This window comes from Peterkaempfera podocarpi, from assembly GCF_042466665.1.
In the GTDB taxonomy this organism is placed as follows: domain Bacteria; phylum Actinomycetota; class Actinomycetes; order Streptomycetales; family Streptomycetaceae; genus Peterkaempfera; species Peterkaempfera podocarpi.
Genome location: NZ_CP162102.1, coordinates 3,586,936 through 3,601,177 on the forward strand (window position 1 = coordinate 3,586,936; position 14,242 = coordinate 3,601,177).

The 14,242-nt window shown below is 71.4% G+C and carries 12 protein-coding genes and 1 pseudogene; 8 read left to right on the forward strand and 5 right to left on the reverse strand.

Annotated features, from left to right (window positions below; all coding sequences use genetic code 11):
* Positions 1-17 precede the first annotated feature (17 nt).
* The 4 genes from AB0761_RS15610 (at position 18) to AB0761_RS15625 (ending at position 5,062) form a co-directional block, all read left to right on the forward strand.
* Positions 18-1,658 carry a fumarate hydratase gene (locus AB0761_RS15610; protein ID WP_377274130.1) on the forward strand — a complete coding sequence of 547 codons (1,641 nt, stop codon included), beginning with the start codon at positions 18-20 and terminating at the stop codon, positions 1,656-1,658.
* Positions 1,659-2,055: 397 nt separating this feature from the next.
* Entirely contained in the window at positions 2,056-2,808 is a 753-nt protein-coding gene (locus tag AB0761_RS15615; protein WP_377269620.1) for a ferric reductase-like transmembrane domain-containing protein, read from the forward strand.
* Positions 2,809-3,002: 194 nt separating this feature from the next.
* Positions 3,003-4,820 (forward strand): FAD-dependent oxidoreductase, encoded by a 1,818-nt coding sequence (locus AB0761_RS15620; RefSeq protein ID WP_377269622.1) that lies wholly within the window; start codon positions 3,003-3,005, stop codon positions 4,818-4,820.
* Positions 4,817-5,062, forward strand: coding sequence for a hypothetical protein (locus AB0761_RS15625; RefSeq protein ID WP_377269623.1), 246 nt, complete (start codon positions 4,817-4,819; stop codon positions 5,060-5,062). The genes AB0761_RS15620 and AB0761_RS15625 overlap by 4 nt, the downstream gene beginning before the upstream one ends.
* A gap of 96 nt (positions 5,063-5,158) precedes the next feature.
* Here the strand turns inward: AB0761_RS15625 and AB0761_RS15630 are convergent, their stop codons facing one another.
* Entirely contained in the window at positions 5,159-5,908 is a 750-nt protein-coding gene (locus AB0761_RS15630) for a DUF2637 domain-containing protein (protein ID WP_377269624.1), read from the reverse strand.
* A 30-nt stretch (positions 5,909-5,938) separates the two neighbouring features.
* Complete coding sequence (locus tag AB0761_RS15635) at positions 5,939-6,205, reverse strand: hypothetical protein (protein ID WP_377269625.1); 267 nt, start codon at positions 6,203-6,205, stop codon at positions 5,939-5,941.
* 179 nt (positions 6,206-6,384) lie between these two features.
* On the opposite strand from AB0761_RS15635, the pseudogene AB0761_RS15640 reads away from it, so the two are divergent.
* Positions 6,385-7,781: pseudogene (locus tag AB0761_RS15640) on the forward strand (class II fumarate hydratase).
* Between the two features lie 113 nt (positions 7,782-7,894).
* Positions 7,895-9,109: an MFS transporter gene (locus tag AB0761_RS15645; protein WP_377269626.1), complete on the forward strand. Its 1,215-nt coding sequence runs from the start codon at positions 7,895-7,897 to the stop codon at positions 9,107-9,109.
* A gap of 104 nt (positions 9,110-9,213) precedes the next feature.
* Here the strand turns inward: AB0761_RS15645 and AB0761_RS15650 are convergent, their stop codons facing one another.
* Positions 9,214-10,173: a LysR substrate-binding domain-containing protein gene (locus AB0761_RS15650; protein WP_377274132.1), complete on the reverse strand. Its 960-nt coding sequence runs from the start codon at positions 10,171-10,173 to the stop codon at positions 9,214-9,216.
* Between the two features lie 196 nt (positions 10,174-10,369).
* Between AB0761_RS15650 and AB0761_RS15655 the strand changes: the two genes are divergently transcribed.
* The gene (locus AB0761_RS15655) at positions 10,370-10,924 is read left to right on the forward strand and encodes a peroxiredoxin (RefSeq protein ID WP_377269627.1); all 555 of its coding nucleotides are present in this window, start codon (positions 10,370-10,372) and stop codon (positions 10,922-10,924) included.
* A gap of 4 nt (positions 10,925-10,928) precedes the next feature.
* Complete coding sequence (locus AB0761_RS15660) at positions 10,929-11,465, forward strand: alkyl hydroperoxide reductase (RefSeq protein ID WP_377269629.1); 537 nt, start codon at positions 10,929-10,931, stop codon at positions 11,463-11,465.
* Between the two features lie 124 nt (positions 11,466-11,589).
* Here the strand turns inward: AB0761_RS15660 and AB0761_RS15665 are convergent, their stop codons facing one another.
* Complete coding sequence (locus tag AB0761_RS15665; RefSeq protein ID WP_377274134.1) at positions 11,590-13,053, reverse strand: AI-2E family transporter; 1,464 nt, start codon at positions 13,051-13,053, stop codon at positions 11,590-11,592.
* 387 nt (positions 13,054-13,440) lie between these two features.
* A complete protein-coding gene (locus tag AB0761_RS15670; RefSeq protein WP_377274136.1) occupies positions 13,441-14,142 on the reverse strand; it encodes a transglycosylase SLT domain-containing protein in 702 nt (233 codons plus the stop codon).
* Between the last annotated feature and the right edge of the window lie 100 nt (positions 14,143-14,242).

Here is a 14,242-nt window from a genome sequence, read left to right on the forward strand (position 1 = left end):
ACCCGCCGATGGCCGCCATGCCAGAGTTCGCCTACTCCGACCTTCTTCCGCAGGGTGCCGACACCACCCCGTACCGCCTGATCACCACCGAGGGCGTCTCCACCTTCGAGGCAGGCGGCCGCCGCTTCCTCCAGGTCGAGCCAGAGGCGCTGCGCCGGCTCACCGCCGAGGCGATGCACGACATCTCGCACTACCTGCGCCCGGCCCACCTGGCCCAGCTGCGCCGCATCCTGGACGACCCGCAGGCCAGCCCCAACGACCGCTTCGTCGCGCTGGACCTGCTGAAGAACGCCAACATCTCGGCCGGCGGGGTGCTCCCCATGTGCCAGGACACCGGCACCGCCATCGTCATGGGCAAGCGCGGCCAGCAGGTGCTGACCGCCGGCCGCGACGAGGAGTCGATCTCGCGCGGTGTGTTCGACGCGTACACCAAGCTCAATCTGCGCTACTCCCAGATGGCGCCGCTGACCATGTGGGACGAGAAGAACACCGGCTCCAACCTGCCGGCGCAGATCGAGCTCTACGCCACCGACGGCGACGCCTACAAGTTCCTCTTCATGGCGAAGGGCGGCGGCAGCGCCAACAAGTCGTTCCTCTACCAGGAGACCAAGGCCGTCCTCAATGAGAAGCGGATGCTGGCCTTCCTGGAGGAGAAGATCCGCTCGCTGGGCACCGCGGCCTGCCCGCCGTACCACCTGGCGATCGTGGTCGGCGGGACCAGCGCCGAGTTCGCGCTGAAGACCGCCAAGTACGCCTCCGCGCACTACCTGGACAACCTGCCGAGCGAGGGCTCCCCGACCGGGCACGGCTTCCGTGACCTGGAGCTGGAGAAGAAGGTCCATGAGCTGACCCAGCAGATCGGCATCGGCGCGCAGTTCGGCGGCAAGTACTTCTGCCACGATGTGCGGGTCGTCCGGCTGCCGCGGCACGGTGCTTCCTGCCCGGTCGCGATCGCCGTGTCCTGCTCGGCCGACCGCCAGGCGCTGGGCAAGATCACCGCCGAGGGCGTCTTCCTGGAGCAGTTGGAGACCGACCCGGCCAAGTACCTGCCGGAGACCACCGAGTCGCACCTGGACGACGAGGTCGTACGGGTGGACCTCAACCGGCCGATGGACGAGATCCGCGCCGAGCTGTCCAAGTACCCGGTGAAGACCCGGCTGTCGCTCTCCGGCACCCTCGTGGTGGCCCGCGACATCGCCCACGCCAAGATCAAGGAGCGGCTGGACGCCGGCGAGGGCATGCCGCAGTACCTGCGGGACCACCCGGTCTACTACGCGGGCCCGGCCAAGACCCCCGAGGGCTATGCCTCCGGCTCCTTCGGGCCCACCACCGCGGGCCGGATGGACTCCTATGTGGCGGAGTTCCAGGCGGCGGGCGGCTCCCTGGTGATGCTGGCCAAGGGCAACCGCTCCCGGCAGGTCACCGACGCCTGCGCCGAGCACGGCGGCTTCTACCTGGGTTCGATCGGCGGTCCCGCCGCCCGGCTCGCCCAGGACTGCATCCGCAAGGTCGAGGTGCTGGAGTACGCGGAGCTCGGCATGGAGGCGGTCTGGCGGATCGAGGTGGAGGACTTCCCGGCGTTCATTGTGGTGGACGACAAGGGCAATGACTTCTTTGCCGACACCACCGGCCCGGTGCTGACCATCGGCAGGCGCTGACCGCGACAGCGGGCAGGGGCGGCGGGCACACCCGAGGGGTGTGCCCGCCGCCCCTTGCATTTTCCACCAACTCGCCCGGTGCGGCGTGATTCGCCCGTAATATTCCACGGAAATACGCCCGAACCATACCCGAATATGACATTTCCGTCGTTCAAGCCGCCTTGGGCACACTTACTGAAATGGCGGGCAGGACGCCGTCCGGCAACGGAAATGAACGGCAATCGGCTCCGGGGCGCCTGGTGTAGCGTCTACGCCCGAAGCGACAAACCCGCAGGGGGAAGCAGGATTCTCCGCAGGACCTTCCCCGGAACCGCTGCACGTATGCACGGCGTGCCCGGCGTCCACCGGTGACGGACTTCGAAGTTTCCCAGAACGCGCAGACGCAAGGAGTCCTGGAATGACCACAGGCGCGCCTGCGATCCGCCGGCGGCGGATCGTTCTCGCACTGCCGAGCCTGCTCACCGCGCTGCTGCTGGTGCTCACCGTGTCCGTACTGCTCGCACCGGAGGCCTCCGCCGCCGTCTCGGTCGCCCCGATACCGGGCTCGCCGCTGGACGCGTACGACAAGAAGATCCCCTATGACATGGGATCGCACAGCATCGCCCGGCTGGCCGCGATCGTCGCGTATGCACTCATGGTGGCGACCGTGGTCTTCGGAGTGGTGCTGCGGCTGAGGTTCATGCAGCGCACCGTCAATCGGGCGACGATCTACGGCGCACATATGACCCTGGCCCTCTCCGCGCTGATCTTCGGGGCAATCCACGGCATCACCTTCCTCTATCAGCCGGTGTGGGACATCGGGCTGCGCGAGCTCACCGTGCCCTTCACCGGCGGTGTGCAGCGGATACCCGTCGGATTCGGCATTCTGGGCCTTGAACTCGCCATCGCGGTCGGCTGCTCGGTGTGGCTCCAGCGCCGCCTGGGCTACCACCGGTGGCTGCGCTTCCATCAGCTCGCCTATGCGGCCTTCGCACTGATCTGGCTGCATGTCTACACCGTGCACCCGGAGCCGCGGCATGTGAATCCGGTCGCCATCGGCATCGCCGGCGGGGCGGGGGCCTGCCTCCTCGCGTTCCTGATCCGCGCCTTCCCGTCCCGGTCCAGACTGCGGCAGCGCTCCGCGGCCCTCGGTGACGGAGCCGTCCGTTGACGACCCCCCCGGATGTGTGGCCGTGGCCCGCTCCGGACGGGGGCGGGCAACCGTCGCCGGAGACGCTGCCGTACCCCCCGCCACAGGCCGACACCGCTCTGCCTCAGCTGCCGCCGGCCCCGGGCTCGCCGTACCCGTCGGCCGGTCCCCCGCCGTACAGGGCAGCACCCGGCATCCCTCAGCCGCGGGATGCGATGCCCCACTGGCCCCTGCCCCAGACCCAGCCCCAGACCTCGGCGCCCGTCCCGTACCAGCCGGCGCCCGGGGTGCCGCGCGGCAGGCCCGTACCGGCATCCCCCCACCAGCAGGCACCGTTCCACCAGCAGGTACCGTTCCACCACCCCGTGCCTCTCCACCCGCAGGCACCTTCACCGCTCCCGCACCAGGCAGCGGTCGTCCACCACGCACCGGTCCCCATGCTGCCTGCGCCGGTCGAGCACCCGCCCGCGGTGCTGGCGGCCGAGTCGTTCGGGCCCGCGCGGCCGGTACTGGTGCCCGAGGCCGACCCCGTCCGCATCAGCGTGGACAACAACCGCTGCCACATCTACGGCATCTGCCAGCAGGAGGCCCCCGAGGTCTTCCGCATCTCCGAGGGCGGATCGCTGCACTACACCCGCAACGTGCCCGGTGAGTTCGCGGCGGCAGCCCGTCAGGCGGTGCGGTGCTGCCCGATGCAAGCCATCGCGATCCGCGGCGGCCGTATGCATCCCGGAGCGGCAGGGGGCGACCGTCGGCCGGCGCTGCCGCCGCGCAGCGGATCGGCCTCCCGGGCGAGCCGGCGGCGGATCGTGGTGGCGGGCGGCGGACTCGCCGGGCTCAGCGCTGCCACCAGGTTGCGGGAGCGGGGCTTCGAGGGTGAGTTGGTCGTGGTCGGCGAGGAGCCCCGGCTTCCCTACAGCCGTCCGCCGTTGTCCAAGCAGTTTCTCTCCGGTGCGCTCGGCGCCGATCAACTGGAGTTCCGCGCAGACGAAGCCCTGGAAGCCCACTGGCTGCTGGACACCGGCATGATCGGTCTGGACCTCGGCCGGCGGGCCGTGGAGCTGCGCGGCGGCGAACGGCTCCCCTTCGACGGACTGGTGATCGCCACCGGGGTCGACGCCAAACGCCTCCCCGAGGCGCCGGTGTTCAGCGACCGTGTGCGCACCATCCGCACGCTGGAGGACGCCGTGTCGGTGCAGCGGGCCATGCACACGGCACGCGCCCACCATGTGGTCATCCTGGGCGGCGGCTTCGTCGGCTGCGAACTGGCCTGCACCGCCCGCGAACACGGGATGGACGTCACCCTGGTGGTGCACAGCGCACCTCTGCTGCGCCGGGTCCTGGGATCCGAGCTCGGCGAGGTGGTCGGCGGAATCCAGCAGCGGGCCGGCGTCGATGTGCGGCTCTCCACCCAGATCACGGACTGGGTGGAGACCGGCAACGGTCTGCGGCTGCGGCTGGACGACGGCGACATCCTGGAGACCGACTTCGTGGTGCTCGGCCTCGGCAGCGTGCCGCGTACCGAATGGCTGCGCAACAGCGGCATCGAGGTGTCCGACGGAGTGCTCTGCGACCCGACGTGCCATGTGGTCGACCTCTCCGGCCGTCCTGTCCCGGGGATCGTGGCGGCAGGGGATGTGGCCCGCTGGCCCAACCCGCGCTTCGACGCGACACCGCGCCGGATCGAGCACCTGATCCACGCGGTGGAGATGGGCCAGCACGCCGCCGACTCCCTGCTGCGCGGCCCCGGCAAGGCCGGACGGTTCACCCCGGTGCCCCGGTTCTGGTCGGAACAGCACGGCACCCGCATCCAGGCGGCGGGCATCCCCGCCCTCGGGGAGCGGGTGGAAGTGGTCGAGGGCTCGCTGCGCTCCGAGCGCTTTGTGGCCCTGTACACCAGGGACACCCCGCACGGCCCCCAGACCGTGGCGGCGGTGGCCTTCGACATGCCGCTCGAGCTCCTGGCCTACCGGGATCTCATCGGCCACAGCCGGCCGCGCACGCGGTCCGGGAACAGGAGGAGGCGCCGTTGAGCCGCCGTGTCAACCGTAGGCGCCAGTCCGGCAGGCCGCCCTACGGCGGCCTGCTGCCGTGGCTGCTGAGCCTGCCCGCCCGCCTGCATCTGCGGTGGCTGCTGATCCTCGTGGTGATGCTGGTCGTCATGGGTGCGTACGGAAGGGCGATGGTCACCGCCGCGCCCATGCCCCCCGGGAAGGCACCCGCTGTGGAGCAGACCCCCGGCACGACCACCGCGCGGACCGCCTCGGCGCACTGAACGCACCGAACGCACCGAGCGCCGGCCGCCGCGGAGCTCCGCGGCGGCCGGCGCTCGACGCCCGGCTCGGGAACGCCAGGCTCGGGGACGCCCGGCTCAGCGGCTCTGCTTGGTGCGCGGCCGCGGCGGCGGGGTGGGGCCGTGCCTGGCCCGCCGGGTGGCGGTCATCTGCCGGATCAGCTGGTGGAAGGAGATCACCGCGGTGATGGGCGGCAGGCCCGCCACGATCACATCGGAGAGCGTCGCCGACGCCGAGGCCACGCAGAGGACCGCAGCCATGCCGGAGAAGATCCCCAGCACCACCCAGGAATGGGCGATCCGGCGGCGGTCCAGGGCGGCCCGCAGGATGGAGAGCGAGGCCACGAACCACGGTCCGTAGATGATGATCGGCCACAACTCGGCCAGTCCGCCGCTGACATGGGCGGAAGCCAGCTGCTGCAGCGGCGCATAGGAGAAGATCCAGCCCAGCAGGGAGACCGCGGTGACGGTGCAGGTGGTCAGCACCCCGAAGAGGGAGCTGGTGATCTGCGGCCAGCTGGCGAGCTGCGGCCGCGGGCGCCGCCGCCGGTGCGGCACCGGGCGGCGGGCGCGCGGCAGGTCGAAGCCGACGGCGCTCCGGGGGCCGTCCTCCTCCGGCGTCCGCTGCGGCGGGAGGAAGCCGCCGGAGGGGTCGCGCCCCGCGTCCAGCAGGTCGGCGATCGGGGTGAAGGAGGGCGGCACGTCCAGCAGCGGCTCCCCCAGGTACCAGCCGTCCTGCTGGTAGGTGGTGCCCTGCGGGTCGACGGCGTAGTCCTCGTGGCCGCCCATCCCCCCGTACGGGAGGTAGCTCTCCCTGGTGTCATACATGGCGTGTCCGCTCCCCTCCTGCGGTCTGCTTCACCCGTTGGGCCGCATCGTCCGGGCCCCGATGCGCCGGGTGAAGTCGGACTCGATCTGCCGGATCAACCGGGCGAAGTCGGCGACCAGCCAGGAGCTGTACTCCAGGCGCACCTGTTCGCCGCCGCGTTCCAGGCAGGCGACCGCTCGCCCGTCCTGGTCGTCCTGCGGCGGCGGCACGAAGAGCCACTCACCCAGGCGGGCGCAGCCGTCCTCGGGCTGCGGCATGCCGAGCGGCGGCGCGGGGATGAGATGTGGAGAGGTCACTCCTCCCCAACGACGCCCCGGCGCGCTCGGCATGTGCGGCATTCGGGGGTCCTTAGATATGCCGATCGACCCATTTGGCCTAACGCTTGGCGCATATGCCCTGCTCGGCCGTGGCCGGGGAACAGAGCGGGCGTCAACGGACGCTGGCCCAGGAGAGACCGAGAGAGGGAGGTTCAGGGATGGCAGGCGGCGAGGACGGGTACCGGATCGAACACGACTCCATGGGGGAGGTACAGGTTCCCGCGGCGGCTCGGTGGCGGGCGCAGACCCAGCGCGCGGTGGAGAACTTCCCGGTGTCCGGACAGCGGCTGGAGCGGGCGCACATCCAGGCGCTGGCCCGGATCAAGGCTGCGGCGGCGAAGGTCAACGCGGAGCTGGGCGTCCTGAGAAGGACACCGCGGAGGCGATCCAGGAGGCCGCCGACGAGGTGGCCGAGGGCCGCTGGGACGACCATTTCCCCGTCGACGTCTTCCAGACGGGCTCCGGCACCTCCTCCAACATGAACGCCAACGAGGTGATCGCCACCCTGGCGGGCGAGCGGCTCGGCCGTCCCGTCCACCCCAATGACGAGGTCAACGCCAGCCAGTCCTCCAATGACGTCTTCCCCTCCTCGATCCATGTCGCCGCGACCGCCGCCGTCACCGGCGACCTGGTGCCCGCGCTGGAACAGCTGGCGGCGGCGCTGGAGCGCAAGGCGGTGGAGTTCGCCCGGGTGGTGAAGGCCGGGCGGACGCATCTGATGGACGCCACCCCGGTCACCCTGGGTCAGGAGTTCGGCGGCTATGCGGCGCAGGTCCGCTACGGGGTGGAGCGGCTGCTCTCCTCGCTGCCCCGGGTGGCCGAACTGCCGCTGGGCGGTACGGCGGTGGGCACCGGGATCAACACCCCGCCGGGGTTCGCCGCGGCGGTGATCGCCGAGGTGGCGCAGGCGACGGGTCTGCCGCTGACCGAGGCCCGCAACCACTTCGAGGCGCAGGGCGCCCGTGACGCCCTGGTGGAGCTGAGCGGCCAGCTGCGCACGGTGGCCGTCGGCTTCACCAAGATTGCCAACGATCTGCGCTGGATGGGCTCCGGTCCGCGCACCGGCCTGGCCGAAATCAGCCTGCCGGATCTGCAGCCGGGTTCGTCGATCATGCCGGGCAAGGTCAACCCGGTGATCCCCGAGGCCACCGCGATGGTGGCGGCCCAGGTGATCGGCAATGACGCCACGGTGGCCTTCGCCGGAGCGTCCGGCTCCTTCGAGCTCAATGTGATGATGCCGGTGATCGCCCGCAATCTGCTGGAGTCGGTGCGGCTGCTGGCCAACATCGCCCGGCTGCTGGCCGACCGCACCGTCGACGGCATCACCGCCGACGAGGCCAGGCTGCGGGAGTACGCCGAGTCCTCCCCCTCGGTGGTGACCCCGCTCAACCGCTACCTCGGCTACGAGGAGGCGGCCAGGATCGCCAAGCAGTCCCTGGCCGAGCGCAAGACCATCCGGCAGGTGGTGCTGGAGCGCGGCCATGTCGCAGCAGGCCGGATCACCGAGCAGCAGCTGGACGAGGCCCTGGACGTGCTGAGGATGACCCACCCCTGACGGCGGGAGTCGCCCGTGGCGTGTGGTTCGCTAGGAGGCGACCCCGGGAACGACGTCAACGGTGACGAGCCGTGCCCCGGCACCGCCCGCAACTCACCCCGGAGCGTTCCGCCATGCCTCTGGCGCTCGTCGCCCTGGCCATCACCGCCTTCGGGATCGGCACCACCGAGTTCGCCGCGATGGGACTGCTGCCGCAGATCTCCGGCGATCTGGGGGTGTCGATCCCCCGGGCCGGCTGGCTGATCTCCGCCTATGCGATCGGGGTCGTCATCGGTGCGCCGCTGCTGACCGCGGCCGCCGCCCGACTGCCCCGCAAGGCCGTGCTGATCGGCCTCGCCGCGCTCTTCACGGTCGGCAATCTGCTCTGCGCCGTGGCGCCGGGGTTCTGGTTCCTGGCCGCGGCGCGGCTGGTGACCGGGCTGCCGCACGGCGCGTTCTTCGGTGCGGGCGCCGTGGCGGCCGCGGATCTGGCCGCGCCCCATCTTCGGGCGCGCGCCTTGTCGGTGATGTTCGGCGGACTGACCGTCTCCAACATCGTCGGCGTACCCGCGGCCACCCTGCTGGGCCAGCACCTGGGCTGGCGGGCCACCATGCTGGTGGTGGTCGCCATCGGCGCGCTGGGCACCGCCGCCATCGCCCGGCTGATGCCGGCACTGCCCAGCCATGAGCACGCGGGGCTGCGCCGGGAGCTGTCCACGTTCCGCAGCGGGCAGCTGTGGCTGGCGCTGGCCACCGTGGTCTTCGGCTGCGGCGGCTTCTTCGCCTGCTACAGCTATATCGCGCCGCTGATGACCGAGGTCGCGGGCTTCGCCCCGGGCTCCATGACCCTGGTGCTGTCGCTCTTCGGGGTCGGTATGACCATCGGCAACGTGGTGGGCGGCTGGGCCGCCGACCGGGCGCTGCGCCCGAGCGTCTGCGCGGCGTTCGTGCTGCTGGCGCTCACCCTGGCGGCATTCGCCGTGACCGCGCACGCCGAGTGGTCGGCGGCGCTCACGGTGATGCTGGTGGGCGTCTTCGGCTTCGCCATCGTGCCGACCGTGCAGACGCTGGTGATGGAGAAGGCCAGGAACGCGCCGACGCTGGCCTCGGCCACCGTGCAGGGGGCGTTCAACGTGGCCAACGCCCAGGGTGCCTGGCTGGGCGGCGCCGCGCTCTCCGCGGGGCTCGGCTGGACGTCCCCGACCCTGGTCGGAGCGGGCCTGGCCGCTCTGGGGGCGGTGCTCGCGGTGGTCTCCTGGGCGGTGGACCGGGCGCCGGGCAGCGGCTCGCGACTGGTGGCCGGATCGGCGCCCCGGTCGGCCGGCGAGCGGACCGCCGCCGACTGCTGACCGCCGCCGGACCACGCCCGAGGTCTGCGGCCCGATGTGCTCAGTCCGCCCCTGCGACCGCTGCGGGCGTGATCAGTGCGCCTCCACGACCGCTGCGGGCGTGATCAGTGCGCCTCCACGATCCGTACCGGCAGCTTCCGCAGCGCCTCCCGCAGGGAGGCGGCGAAGCGGTCGTACTCGGCGGCGCGGGCCGTACCCGCGCGGGCGGCCAGGCCGATCCGGCGGCCGGGGGCCGGGTCGGCAAAACGGGTGGCGGCCAGCCGGTCGGAGCGTCCGGCCTCCACCTCCAGCGCGGTGGCGGGCAGCAGGGTGACGCCCAGACCGCCGGCCACCAGCTGGACCAGGGTGGAGAGCCCTGCGGCGCGGGTGGTGCCGGCGGCCGGGTCGGCGCCCACGTCGCGGCAGATGTCCAGCGCCTGGTCACGCAGGCAGTGGCCCTCCTCGAGCAGCAGCAGGTCGAGGTCGAGCAGGGCGTCGCGGGGCACTCCGGCGCGTCCGGCGAGCGCATGGTCGGCCGGGGTGACCAGGACGAAGTCCTCGTCGAAGAGCGGGATCTCATGGAGCGGCACGGACCCGCCGGCGGGCAGCGCCATCAGCAGCAGATCGAGCCGGCCGCCGGTCAGGCCCTCCAGCAGCGAGGAGGTGCGCTCCTCGTGGACGTGCAGCTCCAGATCCGGATAGCCGTCCCGGACCAGCCTCAGCACGGTGGGGAGCAGATACGGGGCGGCGGTGGGGATCACACCGAGGTGCAGCGGCCCGGTGAAGGGGCGCCGGGCGGCTTCGACCTCCTCGGTGAGCGAGTGCAGCGAGGCCAGCACCCGGCGCGCGTGCTCGGCGACACGCTCGCCCAGTGGGGTGATGATGACCTTTCGGGTGGTGCGCTCCACCAGCTGCGCGTCCAGCGCCTCTTCCAGCGCTGCCACCGCCCCCGAGAGGGCGGGCTGGCTGGTGCCGATGGCCGTGGCCGCGTCCCGGAAGTGCCGGTGGTCGGCGACCGCCGCGAACGCTCTGAGCTGGGCGACCGAGGGGGTGCGGGCGGCACGCGGAGCTGTGGGCTTCACCACACCGTGGGCGGGCTTGCCGGCGCGGGCCCCGGTACTGCCGGGCTTTCGAGTACTGATAGCCACCTCCGATCAGATGCTTCGATTCTAGCTATTTCACGGATCAAACATCCTCGTGCGAGTGTGGATCGTGTCCAGACGGTGCGGAACCACACGCAACCCGGACGAAGACCCTCAACGAGCTCAAGGAGAAGCGAACGTGCTCACCATTGGTGACAAGTTCCCCGCGTACGATCTCACCGCTTGCGTCGACCTCGACCCGGAGAAGGCGTTCGCCCAGATCGACCAGAAGACCTACGAGGGCAAGTGGCGCGTGGTCTTCTTCTGGCCCAAGGACTTCACTTTCGTCTGCCCGACCGAGATCGCCGCCTTCGGCAAGCTCAACGAGGAGTTCGCCGACCGCGACGCCCAGATCCTCGGTGTGTCCGGCGACTCCGAGTTCGTCCACCACGCCTGGCGCAAGGACCACCCCGACCTGCGCGACCTGCCCTTCCCGATGCTCGCCGACCCCAAGCACGAGCTGATGCGGGACTGCGGCGTGGAGGGCGAGGACGGCTACGCCCAGCGTGCCGTCTTCATCGTGGACCCCAACAACGAGATCCAGTTCGTGATGGTGACCGCCGGCTCCGTGGGCCGCAACCCCAAGGAGGTCCTGCGGGTGCTCGACGCCCTGCAGACCGACGAGCTGTGCCCCTGCAACTGGAACAAGGGCGAGACCACTCTCGACCCGGTCGCGCTGCTCGCGGGCGAGTGACACCGTGGCTCTCGACGCACTGAAGGCTGCCCTCCCCGACTACGCCAAGGACCTCAAGCTCAACCTGGGCTCGGTCATCGGCAACTCCGGCCTCCCCGAGCAGCAGCTCTGGGGCACCGTGCTGGCCTGCGCGATCGCCTCGCGCAGCGCGCGGGTGCTGACCGAGCTGGAGCCGGAGGCGCGGGAGCACCTCTCGGAGCAGGCGTACACCGCCTCCAAGTCCGCTGCCGCGATCATGGCGATGAACAACGTCTACTACCGGACGCTGCACCTGCTCTCCGACAAGGAGTACAGCACCATGCGGGCCGGTCTGCGGATGAACGTCATCGGCAACCCCGGTGTGGAGAAGATCGACTTCGAGCTCTGGTCGTTCGCCGTCTCGGCGATCAACGGCTGCGGCATGTGCCTGGACTCGCACGAGCAGGTGCTGCGCAAGGCCGGCGTGGAGCGGGAGACGGTGCAGGAGGCCGCGAAGATCGCGGCGGTCGTCGCCGCGGTCGCCGCCACGCTGGACGCCGAGGGCGCCCTCGCCTCCGAGTGATCTCTGCCGCCGTCCCGGGCGGGGAATCCCGGGGCGGCGGCGGTACGACGGCGGCCCCGGCCGGGCCGGCTGCACACGACTCCCGCAGCCGGCCGTCCCCAGGTCCGGCAGGACGCCGTCGAGCTCAGGAATCCCCCGTACCGGACTGCCCGGACGGGGGATTTCCGCTTCCCCCCGCCTCCTCCGGCGCCGTGCCCCGGTCCGTACCGGCGGCGTCCGCCGCAGTGGCACCACCTGTCGCCTCGGAGGGCTCGGGGCGCGGGTACCCCAACTGCTCGTCCTGTGCCGCCTCCAGCGCCGAGAAGACCTCGTGCCCTGCGGCGTTGCGCCTGCGCAGATAGCCGACCACCGTGTTGGTCACCGCCACCAGCGGCACCGACACCACGGCTCCGCCGATCCCGGCGACGATCGAGCCCGAGGCCACCGCCAGCACCACGGCCAGCGGATGCACCCGCACCGCCCGTCCCAGGATCAGCGGCTGCAGCAGGTGACCCTCTATCTGCTGCACGGCCACCAGCACCACCAGCACCATCGCGGCGGTGAAGGGCCCCTGGGTGACCAGCGCGATCAGCACCGCGACCGTTCCGGTCACCAGCGCTCCGACCAGCGGGACGAACGCCCCCAGGAAGATGATCACCGCCAGCGGTACGGCCAGCGGAACGTTCAGCAGCTCGATGCCGATACCGATGCAGACCGAGTCGATGAACGCCACCAGCACCGTGCCCCGCACATAGCTGGTGAGCGTCGCCCAGGCCCGCGGTCCCGCCCCCGCCATCGCATAGCGGGAGTGGCGGGGCAGCCCCCGCAGCGTCCACTGCCAGATCCGCTCGCCGTCGTAGAGCAGGAAGAAGGTGCAGAAGGCGGCGAGGACCACACCCGTCAGCACCTCGACGGCGATGGTGACCCCGGTGAAGCCCGCCGAGGTTATGGCGTCGGAGTTGGTGCCGATGGCCTTGGAGATCTGCTTGGCGAAGTCGCTGATCTGCTTGTCGGTCAGATGCAGCGGCCCCTTGACCAGCCAGTCCCGCAACTGGTCCACGCCCTGCTGGACCCGGCTGGTGACCGACTCCAGGTTGGTGGTCACCTGCCACACCACGAACCAGCCGACCAGCCCTATCCCCACCAGGCCGCTGAGGAAGGTCAGTGCCGCGGCCAGCGCCCGCGGCAGGCCGTGCCTGCGCAGCCAGGCCACCGTGGGTTGCAGCAGGGCGGCGATCAGCAGCGCGGCCATGAAGGCCAGCGCCACAATGCGCAGCGTGGTGACCACCCGGAAGACGACATAGAGGGCCGCGCCCAGCAGCAGCAGCCGCCAGGTGGACTCGGCGGCAACCCGCAGCGCCCACGGCACCGCCTCGGCGGGTGTCGCGGGCCGGCCCAGATGGGACTCCCGGTGGTAGGAGGAGGAGGAGGCAGGGGTCGGCGGGGTGCGGACCTGGGGGTCGGCGGGCACCGGTGGTGGTCCGGGGTGCTGCGCCTCCCGCCTGAGCAGTTCCTCGGCCTCGCGGCGGCGCTCCTCCATCCGCGCCGCCGTGCGTGCGGCAGCAGACTTCCCCCAGGCGACAACACCCCATCTGCCGACCCGCGACATTCGAGACACCGTCCCTCTCCCCCTCGTCCTCCGCGGCCCGCGATCCGCGGCGCGCCCCCGGCTCCGGTGCCGGTTGTGTGCTCGACCGTACCCGCTGGCACCGCGGACGATCCCCGCAGCCCGCGCCCACCTCGGACGGGATGCCCTGCGCTTTCCGCCCAAAAGCGGTGAAGTCGGCTCAATTTGCTGCTGCTCCAGGCAGGAGCTGCCGGGACGGTACCCCGGCGGAGGACCCAGGGCCGCTCCGCCCCGGCCGCACACACAGGTACGCCCCCGACCCGGAAGGGGTCGAGGGCGTAACTCGGAGCAGCCCGCGAGGGGCTGCGCCTGGTCCCCGCTGTGGTGCGTGGGTTGTGCTGTCGCTGCCGCCCGGAGGGGCGGTCTCGCTCAGTACCAGTTGTGCGCCTGCCAGAACGACCAGGCACCGCAGGGGCTGCCGTACCGGGAGTTCATGTAGTTGAGGCCCCACTTGATCTGGGTGGCCGGGTTGGTGCGCCAGTCGGCACCCACGGAGGCCATCTTGGAGCCGGGCAGCGCCTGCACCAGACCGTAGGCGCCCGAGGAGGCGTTGGTGGCGGTGTAGCGCCAGCCGCTCTCCCGGGTGACGATCTGCGAGAAGCACTGGAACTGCGTGTCATTGCCGATGATGGAACGGGCCAGCGCCTGGACCGATCCCGGGGACACATCGATGGGCGCAGCCAGCAGCGAGCGCGCCTTGGCCCGGCTGGCAGCCTCGGCCTTGCGCTTGGCCTCGGCCTCCTTGGCGGCCCGCTCGGCGTCCGCCTTGGCCTGGGCGACCTGGGCGGCCTTCTTGCGGGCGGCCTCCTCCGCAGCCTTCTTGGCCGCGGCGTCGGCGGCGCTGGCCTGCGCGTCCGCCTGCCTGCCGATGTTGTCGCTGATGGTCTGCGCCTGGGCGCCCGAGGGGATGTCAGCGAGCAGAGTGGCGCCGGCAACATCGACCGTCTGCGTGGTCGTGCCCTCATTGCCCGAGGCCACGCCTACGACGGCACCGACAGCGGTGACGGCGGTGGCGGAGGCCACAGCAACTCCCCGGACCGAGATCCGAGTCACATGGTTTCCTTCCAGCATCATCCGCGCGTGACCGTGCGGACGCGACCTACCCCTGTCGCTGGCCTCCACCGGTGCTGGTCACGGGAGGCGCGGGCCCGGTTCCCCGGTGGGACGGGGG

Excerpts from the sequence above, each read along its gene's own strand:
- AB0761_RS15665 (WP_377274134.1), bottom strand. The coding sequence starts at position 13,053 with ATGTCGCGGGTCGGCAGATGGGGTGTTGTCGCCTGGGGGAAGTCTGCT.
- AB0761_RS15620 (WP_377269622.1), top strand. The coding sequence starts at position 3,003 with ATGCCCCACTGGCCCCTGCCCCAGACCCAGCCCCAGACCTCGGCGCCC.
- AB0761_RS15610 (WP_377274130.1), top strand. The coding sequence starts at position 18 with ATGCCAGAGTTCGCCTACTCCGACCTTCTTCCGCAGGGTGCCGACACC.
- AB0761_RS15630 (WP_377269624.1), bottom strand. The coding sequence starts at position 5,908 with ATGTATGACACCAGGGAGAGCTACCTCCCGTACGGGGGGATGGGCGGC.
- AB0761_RS15645 (WP_377269626.1), top strand. The coding sequence starts at position 7,895 with ATGCCTCTGGCGCTCGTCGCCCTGGCCATCACCGCCTTCGGGATCGGC.
- AB0761_RS15615 (WP_377269620.1), top strand. The coding sequence starts at position 2,056 with ATGACCACAGGCGCGCCTGCGATCCGCCGGCGGCGGATCGTTCTCGCA.
- AB0761_RS15670 (WP_377274136.1), bottom strand. The coding sequence starts at position 14,142 with ATGCTGGAAGGAAACCATGTGACTCGGATCTCGGTCCGGGGAGTTGCT.